We start from the raw sequence: 22,061 nt of genomic DNA, 5'->3' as shown, positions 1-22,061 counted from the left end.
TAGGCCCACAGACCCTGTCGGGCCCGGCCCCCTGCCGCTACCGTCACCGGGTGGCAATGTTCCGACTCCAAGGCAGCAAGACGCTCGCCGTCGATCTGACCGGCGACGCCGTCAAGGCGAAGAACGGCTCGATGGTCGCGTACGACGGCCGGATGGCGTTCAAGAAGATGACCGGCGGCGGTGAGGGCATCCGCGGCATGGTGACCCGCCGGCTGACCGGCGAGCAGATGACCGTGATGGAGGTGAGCGGGCAGGGCACCTGCTACTTCGCCGACCGCGCGAGCGAGATCAACCTCGTCTCACTGCGCGGCGAGAAGCTCTACGTGGAGGCGAGCAACCTGCTCTGCACCGATGCCGGGCTGCGCACCGGCACCACCTTCACCGGACTGCGCGGCGGGGCGACCGGCAACGGCCTGTTCACCACCACCGTCGAGGGCACCGGCCAGGCGGCGATCATGTCGGACGGTTCGGCCGTGGTGCTGCGGGTGACCGCCCAGTACCCGTTGTCCGTCGATCCCGGTGCGTACATCGCCCACCAGGGCAATCTGCAGCAGCACTTCCAGTCCGGGGTCACCTTCCGGACGCTGATGGGCGAGGGCTCGGGCGAGTCGTTCCAGATCAGATTCGAGGGCGAGGGACTCGTCTACGTGCAGCCGAGCGAGCGGAACACCATCGGGGGCGATGTCTGATGCCGTTCCGTGAGATCAACTCGAAGATGGTCGAGGCGACGGTGGTCCCCGGCCAGAAGATGTTCAGCCAGCGCGGCGCGATGCTCGCGTACCGCGGCGAGGTGTCGTTCACCCCGAACATCCAGGGCGGCCAGGGCGGCGTGATGTCGATGATCGGCCGCCGGATGGCCAATGAGGCGACGCCGCTGATGACCGTCGAAGGCAACGGCACGGTGATGTTCGGCCACGGCGGCCACCACATCCAGGTCATCAACCTGGCCGGCGACACCCTGTACGTGGAGGCCGACCGGCTGCTCGCCTTCGACGGGACGCTGCAGCAGGGCACGATGTTCATGGGGTCACAGGGCGGGGTCATGGGCATGGTGCGCGGCCAGGTGACCGGGCAGGGCCTGTTCACCACGACGCTGAAGGGTCATGGCGCGGTCGCGGTGATGGCTCACGGCGGGGTGATCGAGCTGCCCATCACGCCGGGCCGCGAGGTGCATGTGGACCCGCAGGCCTATGTCGCCCACCACGGCGACGTACGCAACAAGCTCTCCACCGCGCTCGGCTGGCGCGACATGGTGGGGCGCGGCTCCGGCGAGGCGTTCCAGCTGGAGCTGAGCGGCAGTGGCGCGGTGTACGTCCAGGCGTCGGAGGAGAAGCTGTGAGCACGCCCGTGATCTTCGACCCGATGACGCTGCCGTCGGACGACAACGTCAATGCGTACACCTTCTGTGTGGAGCTCAAGGGGAGCCAGTGGTTCCTGCAGAAGGGCAAGATGATCGCCTACTACGGGCAGATCGAGTTCAACGGCATCGGCCACGGACGCTTCGAACGGCTCATCCGGACGAGCTTCCACTCACCGCTCCACGCGAGCGACTGGGTGGTGGCCGAGGGCAGCGGCAAGATGCTGCTCGCCGACCGGGCCTTCGACGTCAACTCGTACGACCTGGACGACGGGAACCTGACGATCCGCTCCGGCAACCTCCTCGCGTACCAGCCGACGCTGGCGCTCAAGCAGTCGATCGTGCCGGGCTTCCTGACCCTGATCGGCACGGGCAAGTTCGTGGCCGCGTCCAACGGCCCGGTGGTCTTCATGGAACCGCCGCTGCGGGTCGATCCGCAGGCCCTGGTGGGCTGGGCGGACTGCCCCTCGCCGTGCCATCACTACGACCACGGCTATATGACGGGCGTGCTGGGCGGTCTCCGGTCGCTGACCGGGATCGGCGGGACCTCGGGCGAGGAGCACCAGTTCGAGTTCGTCGGCGCGGGTACGGTGCTGCTCCAGTCGACCGAGGTCCTGATGGCGGAGCAGCCGACGGGGGCGACGCCACAGCAGGCAGGGGTTCCGGGTGGCGGTGCGGGTCAACCTGGCGCCACCCCCCGTCTGCCCGGCCAGCTGGGGGACCTCCAGCGTCGCTTCGGTTTGTGAACGGTAATCTGCGGAGTGTGACGTCGAACGCCTACGTCCAGCGCTGGGGCCGGTTCCGGAGCGGTTTCCGGAACCGGCGCCCCGGGCCGGTTCCGGGCGTTGCACCACTTCACTTCGTCCGGCTTTCAACTTCTTAGGTAGAATCCACACATGGAAACCGAGACGGCCACCCGGTGGCTGAGCGACGCGGAGCAGTGCGCCTGGCGCACCCACCTGGACGTCAGCAGGCTGCTGATGCACCAGCTGGAGAAAGACCTCCAGCCGTTCGGCCTGACCAACAACGACTACGAGATCCTGGTGAACCTCTCGGAGTCGGAAGACCAGCGCATGCGGATGAGCGACCTGGCCGCGGCCACACTGCAGTCCAAGAGCAGGCTCTCGCACCAGATCACCCGCATGGAGACGGCGGGGCTGGTCCGCCGTGAGAACTGCGAATCCGACCGGCGCGGTCTGTACGCGGTGCTCACGGAGACGGGCGCGGAGACGATGGAGAAGGTCGCGCCGCACCACGTCGCATCGGTACGCAAGCACTTCATGGACCTTTTGACGCCGGAGGCACTGGCGGACCTGCACGCGGCGCTGACGCCGGTCGCGGAGCACTTGCGGGGGCGGCGGGGCAAGCTGTAGCGCCCCCTGGGCGTGCGTGCGGGGCAAGGCGTTGCACGGGGTGCGGGGCCTGTCCTCGGTCGCCGGAGGGGCACCGGGGTGCGGTCGCCGGTGCGCTGCGAGACCTCTTCGCGGACCGGAGCGCCCGGGTGCACCGGGGTGTTCCCCGGCCGCGCCCCCGCGTTCGGCCGGGCCGGCAGCAGCAGATCGGCGGCCGGCGCCCGGAGTCGTACGGTGCCGGCGGCCGTGCCGGGCAGGTCCAGCGGCTCCCGGTCCCGCTCGGCGCGGCGGTGGACGCGGCACTGCGCGCGGTGCCCGGCACGGTCACCTCGATCGAACTGGACGACGCTGCCGCCCGGAGCGGCGCGCTGCACCGGGAGGTCGGCATCACGGGCAAGGACGGCAACCGTCACGGGCTGAACGTGGGCGCGAAGACCACCGCGGTCACCGCGGACCGCCCGGACGGCGGCCGCCGCGGGGACGACCACGGCGACGACTGATCCGGCTCTCCTCCCGCCCGCCGTCCCTGCCGGTCAGGGGGCGTATCCCGACAGGACCGTGCCGTCCCTGAAGGTGAGGAACACGAGGTCCCCGACGGCGAGCAGATCCGGCCCGCTCATGCCCGGCCCGGTGTCGGGCCACCCGGTGTAGGACTTCACGTTCTCCGGCTCACCGTCGGCCAGGCGGAAGGCGCCCACCCCGTGGTGTTCGGCAATCAGCACCCGGGAACCCGCCACGGAAGGGACGCCGCCCATCTCGGTGAGGGTCTCGTACGTCGTCCACTTGCGCTGCCCGTCGGTCAGCCCGTAGGCGTACGCGTGGTCGTCGTCGGAGACCACCACGGTGTCGTCGCCGACCAGAGTCAGCGGGTGGGTGGGCATGATCTCTTCGGCGAGTCTGCGGGGCTGACCGGGCCGTGTCACATCGTCCATGACGAGCAGCCCGGTCGCTCCCCGGCAGACCAGGCGGCGGCCCCTCAGCACCGGCCCCCGGCAGGGGAAATCTGCGGCTGTGAGCCGTTGTTCCACGGTCCCCTTCGCCCCGTCGACGATCCGGGTGTCGTTGCCCACCACGACCAGTCGTCCGCCGTCGGCGAGCAGGCTGAACCGAGGGTCGCCGAAGTCCGTGCTCCACAGCTCGCCACGGTCGCCGGTCAGCCGGCGGGCGATCAGTTTCCCCGTGCTCCCGCTGTTGGCCCGGGCGACGTAATACAGGGTGTCGCCGTCCTGGACGGCACCCACGCCCACGGATCCGTCGGGCAGCGCCGAGCGCCACAACTCCCGGCCGTCCGTGATCCGGTAGGCGACCAACGCCTGGCCGACGAAGGCGTACACAGTCCCGGAGGCGAACCCGGCCACGGCCGAACCGGCCGCCCCTGCCTGTCCCTTCGGAGCCTGCCAGCGCCGGCTTCCGTCGGCCGCGTCGAGTGCGGTGACGCCCTTGCTGCCCGCGCACAGCAGCGTCGACTCGGCGAAGCTGCACCCGTCCCCGACCCCGTCGACCGTGGACTTCCACGCCTTCCAGCCCGCGGGCCGGAGGGAGGAATCAGCGGCAGCCTCACCGAAGTCACCGGTACGGCCGCCATCGGCCCGGGGAATGGCCCGCACCTTGCTGCGCACGGCCGCCGGGGACGGACCGGCCGTGGGACCGGTGGCACCCGAACTGCCGCTGTTGCCCTTGTCCGGCGGGAAGAGACCGGGCCACAGCACATAGCCGAGGAGCAGACACGCTGTCACCGCAACAGCCGCCAGCGCCATCGGCAGCGCCCTGCGGCTACGGCCGCGCCCCGGGACGGTACCGGAAGGGGGCACCAGTGTCGGCGGACGGTCCGGGACCGGGGGCACGACGGCCATGGGCGGGGCCGCGACGAGGCAGTCCCGGGCCGCCTGCTCGTAATCGGCCAGCTGTTCCCGTACCCCTGCCGGCCAGGGGAACGACGGGGTCGACGGCTGCCCGCGGAGCAGCAGCCCGGCCAACTGCCCCGGCGTCGGGCGGTCCTCGGGGCGCGCGTGCAGGCACTGGGCGATCACTTCACGCAACTGCGGCGGTACGCCCGAGAGTTCCGGCTCTCCCTGCGCGATCCGGAAAATCACCGCTGCCATGTCGGAGTCGTCGAAGGGTCCCCGCCCACTGGCCGCGAAGGCGAGCACCGCCCCCAGACAGAACACGTCCGAGGCGGGCACGAGTGCCCGGGAGCCGTTGACGTGCTCCGGCGAGATGTAGCCGGGGCTGCCGACCACGACGCCGGTCCGGGTGAGCTGGGTGGCGTCGAAGGCCTGGGCGATCCCGAAGTCGATCACCTTCGGCCCGTCCGGGCCGAGCAGGACATTGCCGGGCTTGAGGTCGCGGTGGAGGACGCGCACGGCATGCATGTCGGCGAGGGCGCGGGCCAGATCGGCACCCATGGCCCGGACCACCGGCTCGGGCAGCGGGCCGCCGCGGGTGACGGCCTCGGCAAGTGAGGGCCCGGGGACGTACTCGGTGGTCAGCCAGGGCGGCCGCCCCGACGCGTCGCCGCCGACGAGCGTCGCGGTGTACGCGCTGCGCACCGCGCCCGCCGCGCCGATCTCCCGGCGGAACCTGGTCCGGAAGCCGTCGTCAAGGTCGAGATCGGCCCGCACCGTCTTCAGCGCGACGAGCCCGCCTTCCGGCGCGCCGCTCTGCCGGGCCAGATACACCTCGCCCATACCGCCCGCGCCGAGCAGCCCGAGCAGCCGGTACGGGCCGATGTGCCGGAGCGGTCCGGCGGGGAGCGGTTCGATCACCGGTGACGCATCCTCATTCCGGCAGTGGCACGGAGAGCGCCGTGCCGTTGTCGAAGAACACATGCACGACCCCACCGGCCGGCACCACATACGGGGGAAGGAGGTCGAGATCGTACGAGTAGCCGCTCGGCGCCAGGTCGTAGGACGGTGGGACGGACGGGCCGGGAGCCCCCTTGAGCGCCGTACGGCGCAGCTTCCCGGGAGTTCCGTCCTTGTCCAGCTTCACCGAGTAGAGCGTGGACGTGTCCGCCCACACCACCGTGCCCGCATCGATCAGCGGGCTGGAAACCGGGTTGAGGCGCCCGCCGGAGAACGTCTCGGTGACCGGATACCGGCCCAGGGTCCGGCCGCTGTCCAGACTCACCAGTACGATCTCCGGCCGGATGCCGGCCGGGTCCGGCCGGCCCATGTTCGTCCCACCACGGCGGAAGGCGATCACCCGTCCGTCGATCGCACCTGCCTTCAGGGACATGGCCAACTTCGGGTCCACCGCCTGTCGGCCGGCATCGGCGAGCGACGGAGTCCTGAGGCGGTGGACGATGAGGTTGTACGCGTAGCCGTTCCCACTCTGTTCGGAGGTGAAGGAGGAGCAGTAGAGGAAGGAGCCCTGCACACGGGCGTCCTCGCATTCCTCCACCCCTGTCCTGCCGGCATCCGCCTGACCCAGCACCTTGCCGTCCTTGACCCGGAACGCCTTGATGCCGTCGCGGCCCAGCGCGTAGAGCACGCCCTTCACCGCGGCGAGCGGCCAGTAGTTGCGTGCTTCGGCCTTCGAAATGTCCTTCGGGGCGAGGGGCGCGGTCCACTTGCGGTCGCCGGTCTTCATGTCGAAGGCAACCAGTTGGGACCCGCGCGAAGTGCTGGTCGTGGAGGCGAAGACGACTCCGTCGGAGACAACCGGCCTGCTCTCGATGGTGTGTGCTCCGCCCGCTCGCTGCTGCCAGCGGGTTTCACCGGTGGCCGCGTCCACCGCGAGAAGCCGGTCACCGCTCGCCATGAACACCGTGTCCCCGTACACGGTCGGACGGCTGGAGTCGGACGGCATGAAGAACTGTCCGGTGGGACTCACTCCGGCCCCGTCCGCCGCCTCCTGGGTGTCGAGTCTCCACAGCTTCCGGCCGTCCACCGCGGACAGGGCCTGATAGGCACCAGCGGTGTCGCGGCAGACCACGATCGTGCTGTTGGCCGCGCAGCCGAAGGGCCCGCTGCTGCCGGTCGAGGACTTCCAAGGCTTCCAGTCCTTCGGGCGGACCTCCCGGCCGTACGGAACAGTTCCGGAACCGTCCGGGCCGCCCTGGTCGTCCACCCCGGCGACCATCACCGTGTTCCGCGCCGGACTGCCGCCCGGGGATGCGGTGTTGTTGTCGCCGTTGCGGTCCCGAAGCGCCAGGAGTCCGCCGGTCGCCGCGCCCCCGATGACGAGCAGGGCCAGGAAGGCCATCAGGGCGCGGCGGCTGCGTCGGCGTGGTTCCGGCCGGGCAAGGCCGGGGCCCTGAGTCTCCACCATGTGCAGACCCGGCGCGAAGCCTGTTCCCTGCGTGGGCAGTTGAGCAACAGGGGTGCGGCTGCCGGTGGCCGCCTCGGTCGGCGTGTAGCCGGGCAGCAGCGGTCCGTCGAGGGCGCGGACCCGGGCCAGTTCCCTGCCGTACTCGGCGATGTGCTCCCGCACCGGCTCGGGCCACTGCTGCGCTGCGCCCGGGGCGAGCCGCTCGGTGAGTGCGGCAGCGGTGGGGCGGTCGGCGGGGTCGGCGGCCAGGCAGTCGGCGAGTACGGCGCGCAGCGCGTCCGGTACGCCGTCGAGATCGGCCTCGACGTACTTGACCCGGTAGAGCACGGCGGCGACCGGCCCGTCGCCGAAGGGATCGCGGCCGGTGGCGGCGAAGCAGAGCACGGATGCGAGACAGAAGATGTCGGAGGCGAAGGTGACGCGCCCGCTGCCCGCCACGTGTTCCGGGGACATGAAGGCGGGGCTGCCGACCATCCGGCCGGTGGTGGTCAGCGGGGTGGCGTTGCCGTCCCGCGCGATCCCGAAGTCGATGACCCGCGGACCGTCCTCGGCAAGCATCACGTTGCCGGGCTTCACGTCCCGGTGCACGACCCCGGCCGCATGGACGGCCGCGAGCGCGCGGGCGAGCCCGGCGCCGAGCATCCGCACCTCTCCCTCGTCCATCGCGCCGGCCCGGCGGACCGCGGCGGACAGGGTCGGCCCGGCCACGTATCCGGTGGCCAGCCAGGGCACTTCGGAGTCCGCGTCCCCGTCGAGCAGCGGGGCGAGGAAGGGGCTGGTGACGGAGCGGGCGACCGCGATCTCGCGGCGGAAGCGGTGACGGAAGCCGGGGTCCTGCGCCACATCGCGGCGCACCGTCTTGAGGGCGACGGGATCCCGGCCGTCGCCCGGGTCTCCGAGGAAGACCTCCCCCATACCGCCCGCGCCGAGCCGGGCCCGTATCCCGTACGGTCCGATCCGTCTGGGCGAGTCCTCACGCAGCGGCCCCAGCATGTGTCGCTTCCCCCCGGTGTGCATGACACGTGTGTGCGTCATCCTGCCATGCGCCGGTCACGGGCCGCACAGGACAGGCGGTGCGCACGATTCACCCGAACGGCTGACGGGGGGCGAGCGGGCGAGGGGCGGCCCGCACGCCGCCCCTCGCCCCTGGTACCTGTCTGTCAGGACTCGCCCGTGATCCCCGCCACCAGTTCGTCCGCCGCCGCGTACGGGTCCAGGCGGCCCGCCACGATGCGTTCGGCCAGGGCGCCGAGGCGGCGGTCGCCGTGCAGGTCGCCGATGCGTTCGCGGAGTCTGGTGACCGCGATCGTCTCGACCTCGCCGGCCGCGCGCGCCGTGCGGCGCTCGGTCAGGACGCCGTGCTCCTCCATCCACGCCCGGTGCTTCTCCAGTGCCTCGACGACCTCGTCGATGCCCTCACCCCGGGCGGCGACCGTCTTCACGATCGGCGGCCGCCAGTCGCCGGGGCCGCGGGACTCCCCGAGACCCAGCATGTGGTTGAGCTCGCGGGCGGTGGCGTCCGCACCGTCCCGGTCGGCCTTGTTGACGACGTACACGTCGCCGATCTCCAGGATTCCGGCCTTCGCCGCCTGGATGCCGTCGCCCATGCCGGGCGCGAGGAGGACCACCGAGGTGTCGGCCTGGGAGGCGATCTCCACCTCCGACTGGCCGACACCGACCGTCTCCACCAGGATCACGTCGCAGCCCGCCGCGTCCAGCACCCGGATCGCCTGCGGCGCCGACCAGGCGAGGCCGCCCAGGTGGCCGCGGGTGGCCATGGAGCGGATGTAGACGCCGGGGTCGGAGGCATGCTCCGACATCCGGACCCGGTCGCCGAGGAGCGCGCCGCCGGAGAACGGCGACGACGGGTCGACGGCGAGGACGCCGACCCGCTTTCCGGCCCGCCGGTACGCCGAGACGAGCGCCGAGGTGGAGGTCGACTTGCCGACACCCGGTGAACCGGTGAGCCCGACGACGTACGCGTTCCCGGCCAGCGGCGCGAGGGCCGCCATCACCTCGCGCAGCTGCGGCGCCGCCCCCTCCACGAGGGAGATGAGCCGGGCCACGGCCCGCGGCCGGCCTTCACGGGCCTGCTCGACCAAGGTGGGGACGTCCACCATCACCGCTCCGTTCGGTTCGCTCTGTGCGTACGTGACGAGGACTACTTGCCGGGGACGCGGATGATCAGCGCGTCGCCCTGACCGCCGCCACCGCACAGCGCCGCCGCACCCGTGCCGCCGCCGCGCCGCTTCAGCTCCAGCGCGAGGTGCAGCACCACGCGGGCGCCCGACATCCCGATCGGGTGGCCGAGCGCGATGGCCCCGCCGTTGACGTTCACCTTTTCCGGGGAGACGCCGAGGTCCTTCATCGACTGGACGGCGACGGCCGCGAACGCCTCGTTGATCTCGATGAGGTCGAGGTCCTCGACGCTCAGCCCGTCCTTCTTCAGCGCGTGCTTGATCGCGTTGGACGGCTGCGACTGGAGCGAGTTGTCCGGGCCCGCCACGTTGCCGTGGGCGCCGATCTCGGCGATCCAGTCCAGGCCCAGCTCCTCGGCCTTGGTCTTGCTCATCACGACGACCGCGGCGGCGCCGTCGGAGATCTGCGAGGAGGTGCCCGCGGTGATCGTGCCGTCCTTGGCGAAGGCGGGCCGGAGCTTGCCGAGGGACTCGACGGTCGTCTCGGCGCGGATGCCCTCGTCCTTGGAGAAGAGGACCGGGTCGCCCTTGCGCTGCGGGATCTCGACCGGGGTGATCTCGGCCTCGAAGAGACCGTTCTTCTGGGCGGCGGCGGCGCGCTGGTGGGACAGGGCGCCGATCTCGTCCTGGTCGGCGCGGCTCAGACCGAGGCGGGTGTTGTGCTTCTCGGTGGACGCGCCCATCGGGATGTTCTCGTAGGCGTCGGTCAGACCGTCGTACGCCATCGAGTCGAGCATCTCGATCGCGCCGTACTTGTAGCCCTCGCGGGACTTCGGGAGCAGGTGCGGGGCGTTGGTCATGGACTCCTGACCGCCGGCGACGACGACGTCGAATTCACCCGCTCGGATCAGCTGGTCGGCCAGGGCGATCGCGTCGAGGCCGGAGAGGCAGACCTTGTTGACGGTGAGTGCCGGGACGTTCATCGGGATGCCGGCCTTGACCGCGGCCTGGCGTGCCGGGATCTGCCCCGCCCCGGCCTGGAGCACCTGGCCCATGATCACGTACTCGACCTGGTCGCCGCCGATACCGGCCCGGTCCAGCGCGGCCTTGATGGCGAAGCCGCCGAGATCGGCTCCGGAGAAGCTCTTCAGGGAGCCGAGGAGACGGCCCATGGGCGTACGGGCGCCCGCGACGATCACTGAGGTGGTACCGGTCGTTCCAGACATGAGGCACGGCCCCTTGGATTAGATGTGAACGAGGGTTTACTCGAATGTACTGAGCGGTTCGCGGCCCGTCATCCAGCAGCGGGTGTGATCGCGCGCACGTTGCGTAACCATCGGTGGAGCGCTCCACTGTTGTCCATGCTGACGCGAATCGACCACATCGGAATCGCCTGTTTCGACCTCGACAAAACTGTCGAGTTCTACCGCTCGACCTACGGCTTCGAAGTCTTCCACTCCGAGGTCAACGAGGAGCAGGGCGTACGCGAGGCCATGCTCAAGATCAACGAGACCTCGGACGGCGGTGCCTCGTACCTCCAGCTCCTGGAACCCACCCGCGAGGACTCGGCCGTCGGAAAATGGCTGGCCAAGAACGGCGAGGGGGTCCACCACATCGCCTTCGGCACCGCAGACGTCGACGAGGACGCCGCGGACATCCGTTCCAAGGGGGTCAGGGTGCTGTACGACGAGCCCAGGACCGGGTCGATGGGGTCGCGGATCACCTTCCTGCACCCCAAGGACTGCCACGGCGTTCTCACCGAACTGGTCACGTCCGCAGCGGAGCACTGACCTCCGGATACCCGGCCCGGTAGAGTGGGCGGTTCCGGGCCGGGGCCGGGTCGGGGCCGCGCCGCGTCCCCAGCCGTTGATCTGTCACCATTCCCCGGGGGACCGTTCGTCGGCGAACGGTACTCGTTTGGAGAGTTGCGACCAGGGGACGGATGGGACCGCGCAGTGCGGGGCTACGAACGCCAGGAGAGCCACCGAGCTGAAGACGACCATCTCTCGCGGTTCGAAGCCAAGATGGACCGGCTGAGGACCGACCGGGAGAAGGCCGTCCAGCACGCCGAGGACCTCGGTTACCAGGTCGAGGTCTTGCGCGCCAAGCTGCACGAGGCTCGGCGCAATCTCGCGACCCGTCCCGCGTACGACAGCGCGGACATCGGTTACCAGGCCGAACAGCTGCTCCGTAATGCCCAGATCCAGGCCGAACAGCTGCGCACCGACGCCGAGCGCGAGCTCCGTGACGCCCGGGCGCAGACGCAGCGGATCCTGCAGGAGCACGCCGAGCACCAGGCACGGCTGCAGGCCGAGCTGCACAACGAGGCCGTGCAGCGACGGCAGCGCCTCGACCAGGAGCTGGCGGAGCGCCGCCAGACCGTCGAGTCGCATGTCAACGAGAACGTCGCCTGGGCCGAGCAGCTCCGGGCCAGGACCGAGTCCCAGGCCCGTCGGCTGCTCGATGAGTCCCGGGCCGAGGCCGAGCAGTCCCTGACGGCCGCCCGCGCCGAGGCCGCCAGGCTCGCCGACGAGACCCGGCACCGGCTCGGCTCCGAGGCGGAGTCCGCCCGTTCCGAGGCCGAAGCGATCCTGCTGCGCGCCCGCAAGGACGCCGAACGGCTGCTGAGCGCCGCCTCCAGCCAGGCGCAGGAGGCCACCAGCCACGCCGAACAGCTGCGTACGTCGACGGCCGCGGAGACCGAGCAGACCCGGCAGCAGACCGCCGAGCGGAACCGGGCCGCCGAGCAGCGCTTGCAGGAGGCCGAGACACAGCTGCGCGAGGCCCGCCTGGAGGCGGAGAAGGTCCTCGCCGAGGCGAAGGAGGCCGCGGTCAAGCGGCTGGCCGGCGCCGATTCGCAGAACGAGCAGCGCACCCGTACGGCCAAGTCGGAGATCGCCCGGCTGGTCGGCGAGGCCACGAAGGACGCCGAGGCGCTGAAGACGGAAGCCGAGCAGGCGCTCGCCGACGCCCGCGCCGAGGCGGACCGGATCAAGTCCGAGGCGACCGAGAAGGCCCGCACGGCGGCCGTCGAGGACACCGCAGCCCAGCTCGCCAAGGCGGCCAGGACCGCCGAGGAGGTACTGACCAAGGCGTCCGAGGACGCACGGTCGACCACGAAGGCGGCGAGCGAGGAGGCCGACCGGATCCGCCGCGAGGCGGAGGCCGAGGCGGACCGGCTGCGCGGCGAGGCCGCCGAACAGGCCGACCAGCTCAAGGGCGCGGCCAAGGACGACACCGAGGAGTACCGGGCCAGGACCGTCGAGCTGCAGGAGGAGGCCCGCAGGCTGCGCGGCGAGGCCGAGCAGCTGCGCTCCGAGGCGGTCGCCGAGGGCGAGCGGATCAGGGGCGAGGCCCGCCGCGAGGCCGTCCAGCAGATCGAGGAGGGCGCGAAGACCGCCGAGGAGCTGCTGTCCAAGGCGAAGGCGGACGCCGAGGAACTGCGGACCGCCGCGGGCACCGAGAGCGACCGGGTCCGTACCGAGGCCGTCGAGCGCGCCACGGCCCTGCGCACCCAGGCCGAGGAAGCGCTGGAGCGGGCCCGTGCCGAGGCCGACCAGCTGCGTACGGAGTCCGAGGAGCAGGTTGAGTCCACCACGGCCGCGGCCGAGCAGGCGGCGGCAGGGCTCCGGGAGGAGACCGAGCGTGCGGTCGCCGCCCGGCAGGCCGAGGCCGCCGACGAGCTGGCCCGGCTGCAGACCGAGGCCGAGACCCGGGTCGCCGCCGCCGAGCAGACACTGACGGACGCGCGCGGCGAGGCGGAGCGGATCCGCCGCGAGACGAACGAGGAGTCCGAGCGGCTGCGCGCGGAGGCCGCCGAGCGGCTGCGCGCCCTGCAGACACAGGCGGAGACCGAGGCCGAGCGGCTGCGCGACGAGGCCGCGGCGGACGCGTCGCAGTCGCGTGCCGAGGGCGAGTCCGTCGCCGTACGGCTGCGCGGCGAGGCGGCCGCCGAGGCGGAGCGGCTCAAGTCCGAGGCCCAGGACAGTGCCGACCGGGTACGGGCCGAGGCCGCGGCCGCCGCCGAACGCGTGGGCACCGAGGCTGCCGAGGCACTGGCCGCCGCGCAGGAGGAGGCGAACCGGCGCCGCCGCGAGGCGGAGGAGACCCTCGACGCGGCGCGCACCGAGGCGAACCAGGAGCGCGAGCGCGCCCGCGAGCAGAGCGAGGAGCTGCTCGCCTCCGCCCGCAAGCGGGTCGAGGAGGCGCAGGCCGAGGCGCACCGCCTGGTCGAGGAGGCGGACGCGCGGGCGACCGAGATGGTCTCCACGGCCGAGCAGACCGCCCAGCAGGTACGGGACTCCGTCTCCGGCCTCCAGGAGCAGGCCGAGGCGGAGATCGCCGGGCTGCGTTCCACCGCCGAGCACGTGGCGGAGCGGACGAAGGCCGAGGCTCAGGAGGAGGCGGACCGGGTCCGCGCCGATGCGCACGCGGAGCGGGAGCGGGCAAGCGAGGACGCGAGCCGGATCCGCCGGGAGGTACAGGAGGAGTCCGAGGCCGCCAAGGCAATGGCCGAACGGACCGTCAGCGACGCGATCACCGAGTCGGAGCGGCTGCGCTCGGACACCGCGGAGTACAGCCAGCGGATGCGTACCGAGGCTTCGGACGCGCTGGCGTCGGCCGAGCAGGATGCCTCCCGCAGTCGTGCGGAGGCCCGCGAGGACGCCAACCGGATGCGTTCGGACGCCGCGGCGCAGGTCGACCGGCTCGTCGGCGAGGCGACGGGCGAGAGCGAGCGGATCCGTACCGAGGCGACGGAGCAGGCGACGACCCTCGTCAGCGACGCCACGGCCCGGGCCGACCAGCTCCTCGGCGAGGCGACCGACGAGGCGGAGCGGCTGCGCGCGGAGGCGGCGGCCACTGTCGCCTCGGCGCAGGAGCACGCGGCACGCACCCGTGAGGACTCGGAGCGGGTGCGGACCGACGCGGAGGCGGCGGCCGAGCAGTTGCGCGGCGAGGCCCGCGCGGAGACGGACCGGTTGCTCGACGAGGCGCGCGAGGCGGCGGCGAAGCGCCGTGCGGACGCCGCCGAGCAGGCCGACCAGCTCATGAACAAGGCTCAGGAGGAGGCGCTGCGCGCCGCCACCGAGGCCGAGGAGCAGGCCGACACGATGGTCGGCGCGGCCCGCAAGGAGGCCGTGCGGATCACCTCCGAGGCGACCGTCGAGGGCAACACCCTGGTGGAGCGGGCGCGTACGGACGCGGACGAGCTGCTGGTCGGTGCGCGCCGGGACGCCACGGCCATTCGGGAGCGGGCGGAGGAACTCCGGGCGCGTACGGAGAGCGAGATCGAGCAGCTGCACGACCGGGCCCGGCAGGAGACCTCCGAGCAGATGAAGACGGCGGGCGAGCGCGTCGACAAGCTGATGAAGGCGGCGACCGAGCAGCGCGAAGAGGCCGCGGCGAAGGCGAAGGAGTTGCTGGCGGACGCGAATTCGGAGGCGAGCAAGGTCCGGATCGCCGCGGTGAAGCGGGCCGAGTCGCTGCTGAAGGAGGCCGAGCAGAAGAAGGCCAGCATGGTCCGCGAGGCCGAGAAGCTGCGGGCCGACGCCGAGCAGGAGGCGAAGCGGACGGTCGATGAGGGGCAGCGCGAGCTCGACCTCCTGGTCCGCCGGCGCAAGGACATCAACACGGAGATCTCCCGCGTCCAGGACGTACTGGAGGCATTGGAGTCCTTCGAGGCACCGACGGGCGGCGGGAAGAGTACGGGTGGCGGGTCCGCCGGCGTCAAAGCCGGAGCCTCGGCAGGCACTCGATCGAGTGGCAAGTCGTCCGAGGGGTAGTCGGCCGACCATGTCACGTGCTTCGACAAGAACGTTCAACCCTCCGAGTGGCAAGGGTTCCGGGGGTCAGCCACTCAAAAGGGGTGTCATTCTCCAGATCAAACGGGCATCCGCTCGATGACACGCCGCCCGGGCCCCTAGGATTCCCTCTATCACCTCACCGGTCTTACTTCGACAGGAACCCCATGAGTGACCCTTCCTCCCCCTTCGGCTTCGAGCTCGTGCGGCGTGGTTACGACCGCGGTCAGGTGGATGACCGCATTACCAAGCTCGTCGCCGACCGTGATAGCGCGCTGACCCGCATCACGTCTCTGGAAAAGCGCATCGAGGAGCTCCACCTCGAGACGCAGAACGCCCAGGCCCAGGTGAACGACGCGGAGCCGTCGTACGCGGGTCTCGGTGCGCGTGTGGAGAAGATTCTCCGCCTCGCCGAGGAGGAGGCGAAGGACCTGCGCGAGGAGGCCCGTCGCGCCTCCGAGCAGCACCGCGAGCTCGCCGAGTCGGCCGCCCAGCAGGTGCGCAACGACGCCGAGTCGTTCGCCGCCGAGCGCAAGGCGAAGGCCGAGGACGAGGGCGTCCGCATCGTCGAGAAGTCCAAGGGTGAGGCCAACGCTCTGCGTACCGAGGCCCAGAAGGACGCGGCGCAGAAGCGCGAGGAGGCCGACGCCCTCTTCGAGGAGACCCGCGCCAAGGCCGCCCAGGCCGCCGCGGACTTCGAGACCAACCTGGCCAAGCGCCGGGACCAGTCGGAGCGCGACCTCGCGTCCCGTCAGGCCAAGGCCGAGAAGCGCCTCGCCGAGATCGAGCACCGCGCCGAGCAGCTCCGCCTGGAGGCCGAGAAGCTCCGTACGGACGCCGAGCGCCGGGCGCGTCAGACCGTGGAGACCGCGCAGCGCCAGTCCGAGGACATCGTGGCCGACGCGAACGCCAAGGCCGACCGGATCCGCAGCGAATCGGAGCGCGAGCTGGCGGCGCTCACCAACCGCCGCGACTCCATCAACGCGCAGCTGACCAACGTTCGCGAGATGCTGGCGACGCTGACCGGTGCCGCGGTGGCCGCCGCGGGTTCGCCGGTGGACGACGAGCCCGTCACCCGTGGTGTCCCGGCTCAGCAGACCCGCTGACGCCGCGGTACCTCAGCTGTACCCTTTGCGCGCCCGGTTCCGCCCTTGTGGTGGCGCCGGGCGCGTGGCCGTTCTAGCGTGAACGCATGATCGAGCTTGACGGCCTCACCAAGCGCTTCGGCAACAAGGTTGCTGTGGACCACCTTTCATTCCAGGTCAGACCTGGAATGGTGACGGGTTTTCTGGGCCCGAACGGGGCGGGCAAGTCCACCACGATGCGGATGATGCTCGATCTCGACAACCCGACCAGCGGATCGGTACGGATCGACGGCAGGCACTACCGTCAACTGCTGGAACCCCTGAAGCACATCGGTGCGCTGCTCGACGCCAAGTCGATGCACGGAGGACGCAGCGCGTACAACAATCTGCTCTGTCTCGCGCAGAGCAATCGCATCCCGGAGAGCCGCGTCCCGGAAGTCCTCGACACCGTCGGCCTGAGCGCGGTGGCGAAGAAGAAGTCGAAGTCGTTCTCCCTCGGCATGGGCCAGCGGCTCGGAATCGCGGCCGCGCTGCTCGGCGATCCCGAGATCCTGATGTTCGACGAACCCGTCAACGGTCTGGACCCCGAGGGAATTCACTGGATCCGCAATCTGATGAAGACGCTCGCGGCGGAAGGCCGGACGATTTTCGTCTCCTCGCATCTGATGAGCGAAATGGCGCTCACCGCGGACCATTTGATCGTCATCGGCCAGGGCCGGCTGCTCGCCGACACGTCGATGGCCGATTTCATCCACCAGAACTCGCGCAGTTACGTGCGGATGCGCTCCCCGCAGCAGGAACGGCTGCGCGATGTGCTGCATGAGGCGGGCATCGTCGTGGTCGAAGCGGGGAGCGGCGTGCTGGAGATCGACGGCGCCACCAGCGAGCAGCTCGGCGAGCTGGCCGCGCAGCACCAGGTCGTGCTGCATGAGCTGAGCTCCCAGCGGGCCTCGCTGGAGGAGGCGTTCATGCAGATGACGGCGGACTCCGTGGAGTACCACGCCCATGCGGACCACGCCGGGTGGCCGCCACCGCCCGCGGGCCCCCGCTGGGGCGAGCAGTGGAACCAGCAGCACGGCAGCTTCACGTCCGGCACCTCCGGCACCGGAAAGGGGGCGTGACGACGATGGCATCGGTACCCGCGGTCCTGACCTCCGAGTGGACCAAGATCCGTACGGTCTCCTCCACCACCTGGACCCTGATCTCCGCGTTCGCCGTCACCGCGGCGATGAGCGCGGCACTCTGCGCACTGATGAACTCCCAGTTCGACGAACTCCCCCCGGCTGAGCAGGCCACCTTCGACCCGACCCTCCTCAGTTTCTCCGGGATGGTCCTCGGTCAGCTCGCGATGGTCGTCTTCGGCGTCCTGGTGGTCAGCACGGAGTACAGCTCGGGCATGATCCGTACCTCGCTGGCGGCCGTGCCGCAGCGCGGTTCGTTCCTCTTCAGCAAGATCCTGGTCGCCGGTGTGCTGTCGCTGCTGGTCGGGCTGGCCACCAGTTTCGCCACGTTCTTCCTCGGCCAGGCCCTCCTCGGCGACCATCGCACGGACATCGGTGCGGAGCATGTCCTGCGTGCGGTCTTCGGCGGCGGCATCTACATGGGGCTGATCGCGATCTTCTCCATGGGCGTGGCGACGATGCTGCGCAGCTCGATGCTGTCGCTCGGCATCCTGATGCCGTTCTTCTTCCTCGTCTCGCAGATCCTTTCGGCGGTCCCGGGTGCCAAGAACGTGGCCCGCTACTTCCCCGACCAGGCGGGCTCCAAGATCATGCAGGTGGTTCCGGCCGCCATGAACAGCGAGCCGGCGCCGTACGGGCCGTGGGGCGGGCTCGGCATTCTGACCGCATGGGTGGCGGCCGCGCTGATCGGCGGGTACCTCGTGCTCAAAAAGCGGGACGCATAGGCGGCAGGTCCGACTACGACTCGGTCAGTACCGAGTCGAAGTCCTCCCAGCCCTCCCACTGCCAGACGTCCCGCTCAGGGTCCGCCTTGAGCGGGACGAACCGGCCGAGCTCGAAGTCGCCCTGGGCCGCGTCCAGGTCGAACCACCGCTCGTCAGCCACCTCACTGCCGAGTCCCACCGCCCGCGCCGTCAGCCTCACCATGAGTTTGGCGTCCTCCGACGCGGACAGGTCCTTGCCCTGGATCCTGGCAAGGGGCAGCTGCCCCACGGTGGCGTCCACCGGGATCCATACGGTGAAGGGCGCCCCTCGCTCCACGGCGAGCCACGAACGCTCGTCGGCCCGCTGCCCCTTCTCGTCCAGGACCTTGAGCCACTTCTTGTAGATGACACGGCTGCCGTCGAACGGCGATGTCTCCAGGTAGCGCAGATGCACCCGGGCTTTGAGGTCGACGACCGAGAGGTTGTCGAAGGAGTTGTAGAAGCGCACCGCGATGACGGCATGGTCCGCCGCCGCGCCCTCGGGTACGGGAAAGTCCGCGGTACGGGCCGGCGAGACGCTCGCGCGCTGCCGCCAGACAAACGGGCGCAGCGCGAACAACTTGATCAGGACGATGCCGAGGACCACAGCGGGCGCGAGCGCGCCCGTCAATGAGGCGAGGGTGGCCAGCAGCTGGTGGGCGAGGCTGTCCTGCTCGGGGCTGAGGCTGTCCGTACCCACGCAGGCCCGCAGCACCCCCAGGGTCAGGTTCACCAGTCCCTCTCCGTCGCGGAAGCGGTCGCCCACACCGCGGGAGGAGTGCTCGGTCAGGGTCCAGACGGCCGCGATGAACACGGCGAGACAGACCAGCGCGCTCAGTGCCATCAGCATCAGTGCGTGCACGGAACGGCCCGCGACCCACCAGCGCGCGGACGTCCGGTGGCGCGGATGGGGTCTTTCGCTCCGCCATCGCGCGGGTATCCACATCAGTTCGCTCCCCCGTTCGGAACCGTCGTGCGAGAGGCTCCTTGCCCGCATTCGGCTCCGGCGAATCCCGCGTGCGGGGTGCCGCCGGTGCTCGCCGCGGGTAGACCGGGTGTGGAAGGCTGCCCGTGTCCGTGACCGTGCCCGTGACCAATCGAAGGACGTCACCATGAAGGACCGAAGCCTCGCTGCGCTGGGCCTGGACGACGTGCCGGCGAAGGAACCGCTGACCTATCCCGGCCGCCCGACCACCGAGCCCTCGTTGCTCGACGGCGACGAACTGCTTCAGCTGGGCGTCCGCCCGATGCGGCTCGGCGACTGGTACGTCGAGGAAAAGCGGCGGCTCGACGAGGAACTGCGGCAACGCGGCCAGGTCGTGACCGGCAGTCGGCATCCGGTCATCGCCGTCGGGTCCAACGCGTCCCCCGGCCAGGTCAGCCACAAGCTCACCCGGCTCGGAATCCCCGTCACCGTGCCGATGGTGCCGGTGCGGGTGGAGGGTATCGGCGTCGGCTGCTCCGGGCACATCAGTCCGGCCGGCTATGTCGCGGGCACGCCGTACGTGGACCGCGGCGCGAGCGCGGTCCTCGTCGTCGCCTGGCTGGACGCCGAGCAGCTGGAAGCCGTCGATGCCACCGAGTTCCCCGACTACCGGCGGGCGATACTGCCCGGCGACGAATTCCCGATGACCATGCCGTCTGGGGAACGGCTCGGCGGCGCGTACCTCTACTTCAGCTCGCACGGTGTACTGGCCGGCCCGGACGGCACGCCGCGTCCCGGCGGCGGCGACCAGTCCGAGCTCCTCGCCGCCCTGCTCGCCGCTTCGCCCCGTCTCGGTGAACTGCTGGGCCCCGATCCGTCGTCCTGGGTCAAGAAGGCGGGCGTCGATCCCGGCCTGCGCGAGGAGGGCACCCGGATCTTCCGCGAGGAGGGATGGGTGCTCCCGCAGACCGACTTCCTGCCCTACCTCGAGGCCTCCGGCGACCTGCGGTTCTACGACGACCTGCCGCCTCTCGGCGACTCGCTCTCCTGAACGGCTTGGCCGGAACCGTCAAAGCCCGGATATCCTCCTAACTCTTACGGGGGCGTGCGGCCTGACGGCCTGGGCCCCGACGACAGATAAAAGTCGATGGGGCTGGAGCATGATCGAGGCAGTCGGCCTGACCAAGCGCTACGGCGCGAAGACGGCCGTGTACAACCTTTCCTTCCAGGTGCGGCCCGGCGCCGTCACCGGATTCCTCGGTCCCAACGGGTCGGGCAAGTCCACCACGATGCGCATGATGCTCGGTCTGGACCAGCCGACGTCCGGCCATGTGACGATCGGCGGGCATCCCTTCCGGAGCCTGCCGAACGCGCCGCGCCAGGTGGGTGCGCTGCTGGACGCCAAGGCGGTGCACGGAGGCCGCAGCGCCCGTAACCACCTGCTCTCGCTCGCGCAGCTCGCGGGTATCCCGGCCGCCCGGGTCGACGAGGTGCTCGGCGTCGTGGGCCTGCAGGACGTCGCCAGGAAGCGGTCCAAGGGCTTCTCGCTCGGCATGGGGCAGCGGCTCGGGATCGCGGCGGCGCTGCTGGGCGATCCGCAGGTGCTGCTCTTCGACGAGCCTGTCAACGGTCTCGACCCGGAGGGCATTCTCTGGGTCCGCAATCTGATGCGCTCGCTGGCGTCCGAGGGCCGTACGGTCTTCGTTTCCAGCCATCTGATGAGCGAGATGGCGCTCACCGCCGATCATCTGATCGTGATCGGGCGTGGGCAACTGCTCGCCGATATGAGCGTCAAGGACTTCATCTCCGCCAACTCGGCCGATTTCGCACGGGTACGGGTCCCGGATGCGCAGCCCGAGCAGCGGGAGAAGCTGACCGCCTCGCTCACCGAGGCGGGCGGCCAGGTCATGTCGGAGCCGGATGGGGCCCTGCGGGTCACCGGGCTGCAGCTGCCGCGGATCAGTGACCTGGCGCACGGGGCGGATGTCCGGCTGTGGGAGCTCTCCCCGCATCAGGCCTCGCTGGAGGAGGCGTACATGCGGATGACGCAGGGCGCCGTGGACTACCGCTCGACGGTGGACCAGAAGGCCGGGCTGCAGCAGCCCGTGCCGGGCGGCGGATACGCACCGCCGCTGCCGACCGCCCCTGACGTACCGCAGCAGGGCTGGTACGCCCCGCCGCCGCCAGGACAGAACCCGTACACGGCACCCCCCGGGGCCGCCCCGGCCGTGCCCACGACCGCGCCCACCGCGCCCGCCGCACCCGCAGCCGGGCCCGCAGACCTGACCAAGCGCGACACCAGCGAGGACGCCCGATGACAACGCCGCCGACTCCGCAGGCGCCGTACCAGCAGCAGGCGCAGCAGTACCCGCAGCAGAACTGGGCACCCGCGCCCACCGATGTGTACACCTCGCCGATCCCGCAGCGCCCCGCCACCCTCGGCGACGCGCTCGCCTCCGAGTGGACCAAGATCCGCTCCGTGCGCTCCACGATGTGGACACTCGGGATCATGATCGTGCTGCTGCTCGGCATCGGACTGCTGTCGGCCGTCGCCGTCAACACGTCCGGCTCCGAGCTCGGCGACGCCAAGGTGCTCAGCTTCGGCTTCTTCGGGGTACTTCTCGGTTCGATCTGTGTGATCACGCTCGGTGTGATGACCATCGCCACCGAGTACGGCACCGGCATGATCCGTACGACACTGACGGCCTGCCCCAGCCGTGCCCGGGTGCTGAGCGCCAAGGCGATCGTCTTCTTCCTGCTCACCTTCACCATCACGACCGTGATGACCACGCTCGTCGCCGTGCTGCAGACCGCCATCCTGGACGGCGGTACCGCCAGCGGTGACGACTGGCTGCGCGCCACGGTCGGCGTCGGTCTCTACATCGCGACCCTGGGACTGCTGTCGCTCGCGGTCGGCGCCCTCATCCGGCACTCCGCCGGCGCGATCACGATCATGATCGCGGTGGTACTGCTGCCGCTGGTGCTGGCCATGTTCATGTTCTCGCGGTCGCTCGCCAAGGTGCAGCAGGCCCTCTTCGAGTACTCGATCCCCAGCCAGCTCGGCGGGCTGTACGACGCATCGGTCTCCACGTCGGGGCCGTCCGGCTGGGAGCCGTTGTGGATCATGCTGGGCGTCACGGCCGTGGCCATGGCCGGCGCCTATATGTCGCTGGGCCGGCGCGACGCCTGACCGGTCTCCGGCCGGCA

General features: G+C 70.8%; 18 protein-coding genes. 13 read left to right on the top strand and 5 right to left on the bottom strand.

Annotated features, from left to right (window positions below; all coding sequences use genetic code 11):
- The first annotated feature begins 56 nt into the window (after positions 1–56).
- The 5 genes from ACIBB8_RS03345 to ACIBB8_RS03325 all read left to right on the top strand — a co-directional run bounded on the left by ACIBB8_RS03345 (position 57) and on the right by ACIBB8_RS03325 (position 3,209).
- Positions 57–689, top strand: a complete 633-nt coding sequence (locus ACIBB8_RS03345) for an AIM24 family protein (protein ID WP_398948948.1) — start codon at positions 57–59, stop codon at positions 687–689.
- The gene (locus tag ACIBB8_RS03340) at positions 689–1,339 is read left to right on the top strand and encodes an AIM24 family protein (protein ID WP_384370733.1); all 651 of its coding nucleotides are present in this window, start codon (positions 689–691) and stop codon (positions 1,337–1,339) included. The genes ACIBB8_RS03345 and ACIBB8_RS03340 overlap by 1 nt, the downstream gene beginning before the upstream one ends.
- On the top strand, positions 1,336–2,103 hold the full coding sequence (locus tag ACIBB8_RS03335) for an AIM24 family protein (RefSeq protein ID WP_398948755.1): 768 nt from the start codon (positions 1,336–1,338) through the stop codon (positions 2,101–2,103). The genes ACIBB8_RS03340 and ACIBB8_RS03335 overlap by 4 nt, the downstream gene beginning before the upstream one ends.
- A 150-nt stretch (positions 2,104–2,253) precedes the next feature.
- Positions 2,254–2,730, top strand: a complete 477-nt coding sequence (locus tag ACIBB8_RS03330; RefSeq protein ID WP_398948754.1) for a MarR family winged helix-turn-helix transcriptional regulator — start codon at positions 2,254–2,256, stop codon at positions 2,728–2,730.
- A gap of 128 nt (positions 2,731–2,858) precedes the next feature.
- Positions 2,859–3,209, top strand: coding sequence for a PepSY domain-containing protein (locus ACIBB8_RS03325; RefSeq protein ID WP_398948753.1), 351 nt, complete (start codon positions 2,859–2,861; stop codon positions 3,207–3,209).
- Between the two features lie 33 nt (positions 3,210–3,242).
- Here ACIBB8_RS03325 and ACIBB8_RS03320 read toward each other — a convergent pair whose 3' ends face one another.
- The 4 genes from ACIBB8_RS03320 to ACIBB8_RS03305 form a co-directional block, all read right to left on the bottom strand.
- Positions 3,243–5,474 (bottom strand): protein kinase, encoded by a 2,232-nt coding sequence (locus tag ACIBB8_RS03320; RefSeq protein WP_398948752.1) that lies wholly within the window; start codon positions 5,472–5,474, stop codon positions 3,243–3,245.
- A gap of 13 nt (positions 5,475–5,487) precedes the next feature.
- Positions 5,488–7,998 carry a protein kinase gene (locus ACIBB8_RS03315; RefSeq protein WP_398948751.1) on the bottom strand — a complete coding sequence of 837 codons (2,511 nt, stop codon included), beginning with the start codon at positions 7,996–7,998 and terminating at the stop codon, positions 5,488–5,490.
- 143 nt (positions 7,999–8,141) lie between these two features.
- Positions 8,142–9,101, bottom strand: coding sequence for a methylmalonyl Co-A mutase-associated GTPase MeaB (meaB, locus tag ACIBB8_RS03310; protein ID WP_398948750.1), 960 nt, complete (start codon positions 9,099–9,101; stop codon positions 8,142–8,144).
- 41 nt (positions 9,102–9,142) lie between these two features.
- Entirely contained in the window at positions 9,143–10,345 is a 1,203-nt protein-coding gene (locus ACIBB8_RS03305) for an acetyl-CoA C-acetyltransferase (RefSeq protein ID WP_398948749.1), read from the bottom strand.
- Positions 10,346–10,480: 135 nt separating this feature from the next.
- Here ACIBB8_RS03305 and mce point away from each other — a divergent pair, with 135 nt between their 5' ends.
- The 5 genes from mce (at position 10,481) to ACIBB8_RS03280 (ending at position 17,911) form a co-directional block, all read left to right on the top strand.
- Positions 10,481–10,909, top strand: a complete 429-nt coding sequence (gene mce, locus ACIBB8_RS03300; protein ID WP_356328855.1) for a methylmalonyl-CoA epimerase — start codon at positions 10,481–10,483, stop codon at positions 10,907–10,909.
- A 165-nt stretch (positions 10,910–11,074) separates the two neighbouring features.
- Positions 11,075–14,902, top strand: a complete 3,828-nt coding sequence (gene scy, locus ACIBB8_RS03295; protein ID WP_398948748.1) for a polarized growth protein Scy — start codon at positions 11,075–11,077, stop codon at positions 14,900–14,902.
- 185 nt (positions 14,903–15,087) lie between these two features.
- Positions 15,088–16,026 (top strand): cellulose-binding protein, encoded by a 939-nt coding sequence (locus ACIBB8_RS03290; RefSeq protein WP_398948747.1) that lies wholly within the window; start codon positions 15,088–15,090, stop codon positions 16,024–16,026.
- 86 nt (positions 16,027–16,112) lie between these two features.
- Positions 16,113–17,126 (top strand): ABC transporter ATP-binding protein, encoded by a 1,014-nt coding sequence (locus tag ACIBB8_RS03285; protein ID WP_398948746.1) that lies wholly within the window; start codon positions 16,113–16,115, stop codon positions 17,124–17,126.
- A 5-nt stretch (positions 17,127–17,131) separates the two neighbouring features.
- On the top strand, positions 17,132–17,911 hold the full coding sequence (locus ACIBB8_RS03280) for an ABC transporter permease subunit (RefSeq protein WP_398948745.1): 780 nt from the start codon (positions 17,132–17,134) through the stop codon (positions 17,909–17,911).
- Between the two features lie 13 nt (positions 17,912–17,924).
- Here ACIBB8_RS03280 and ACIBB8_RS03275 read toward each other — a convergent pair whose 3' ends face one another.
- Entirely contained in the window at positions 17,925–18,773 is an 849-nt protein-coding gene (locus ACIBB8_RS03275) for a hypothetical protein (RefSeq protein WP_398948744.1), read from the bottom strand.
- Positions 18,774–19,041: 268 nt separating this feature from the next.
- On the opposite strand from ACIBB8_RS03275, the gene ACIBB8_RS03270 reads away from it, so the two are divergent.
- From ACIBB8_RS03270 to ACIBB8_RS03260, 3 genes are all read left to right on the top strand, one after another.
- A complete protein-coding gene (locus ACIBB8_RS03270) occupies positions 19,042–19,905 on the top strand; it encodes a hypothetical protein (protein ID WP_398948743.1) in 864 nt (287 codons plus the stop codon).
- A 109-nt stretch (positions 19,906–20,014) separates the two neighbouring features.
- The gene (locus tag ACIBB8_RS03265; protein ID WP_398948742.1) at positions 20,015–21,172 is read left to right on the top strand and encodes an ABC transporter ATP-binding protein; all 1,158 of its coding nucleotides are present in this window, start codon (positions 20,015–20,017) and stop codon (positions 21,170–21,172) included.
- Positions 21,169–22,044, top strand: a complete 876-nt coding sequence (locus ACIBB8_RS03260) for an ABC transporter permease subunit (RefSeq protein WP_398948741.1) — start codon at positions 21,169–21,171, stop codon at positions 22,042–22,044. The genes ACIBB8_RS03265 and ACIBB8_RS03260 overlap by 4 nt, the downstream gene beginning before the upstream one ends.
- Positions 22,045–22,061: the final 17 nt, after the last annotated feature.

The organism is Streptomyces sp. NPDC051286 (assembly GCF_044455345.1).
In the GTDB taxonomy this organism is placed as follows: Bacteria; Actinomycetota; Actinomycetes; order Streptomycetales; family Streptomycetaceae; genus Streptomyces.
This window is presented reverse-complemented; position numbering and strand designations above follow the sequence as displayed.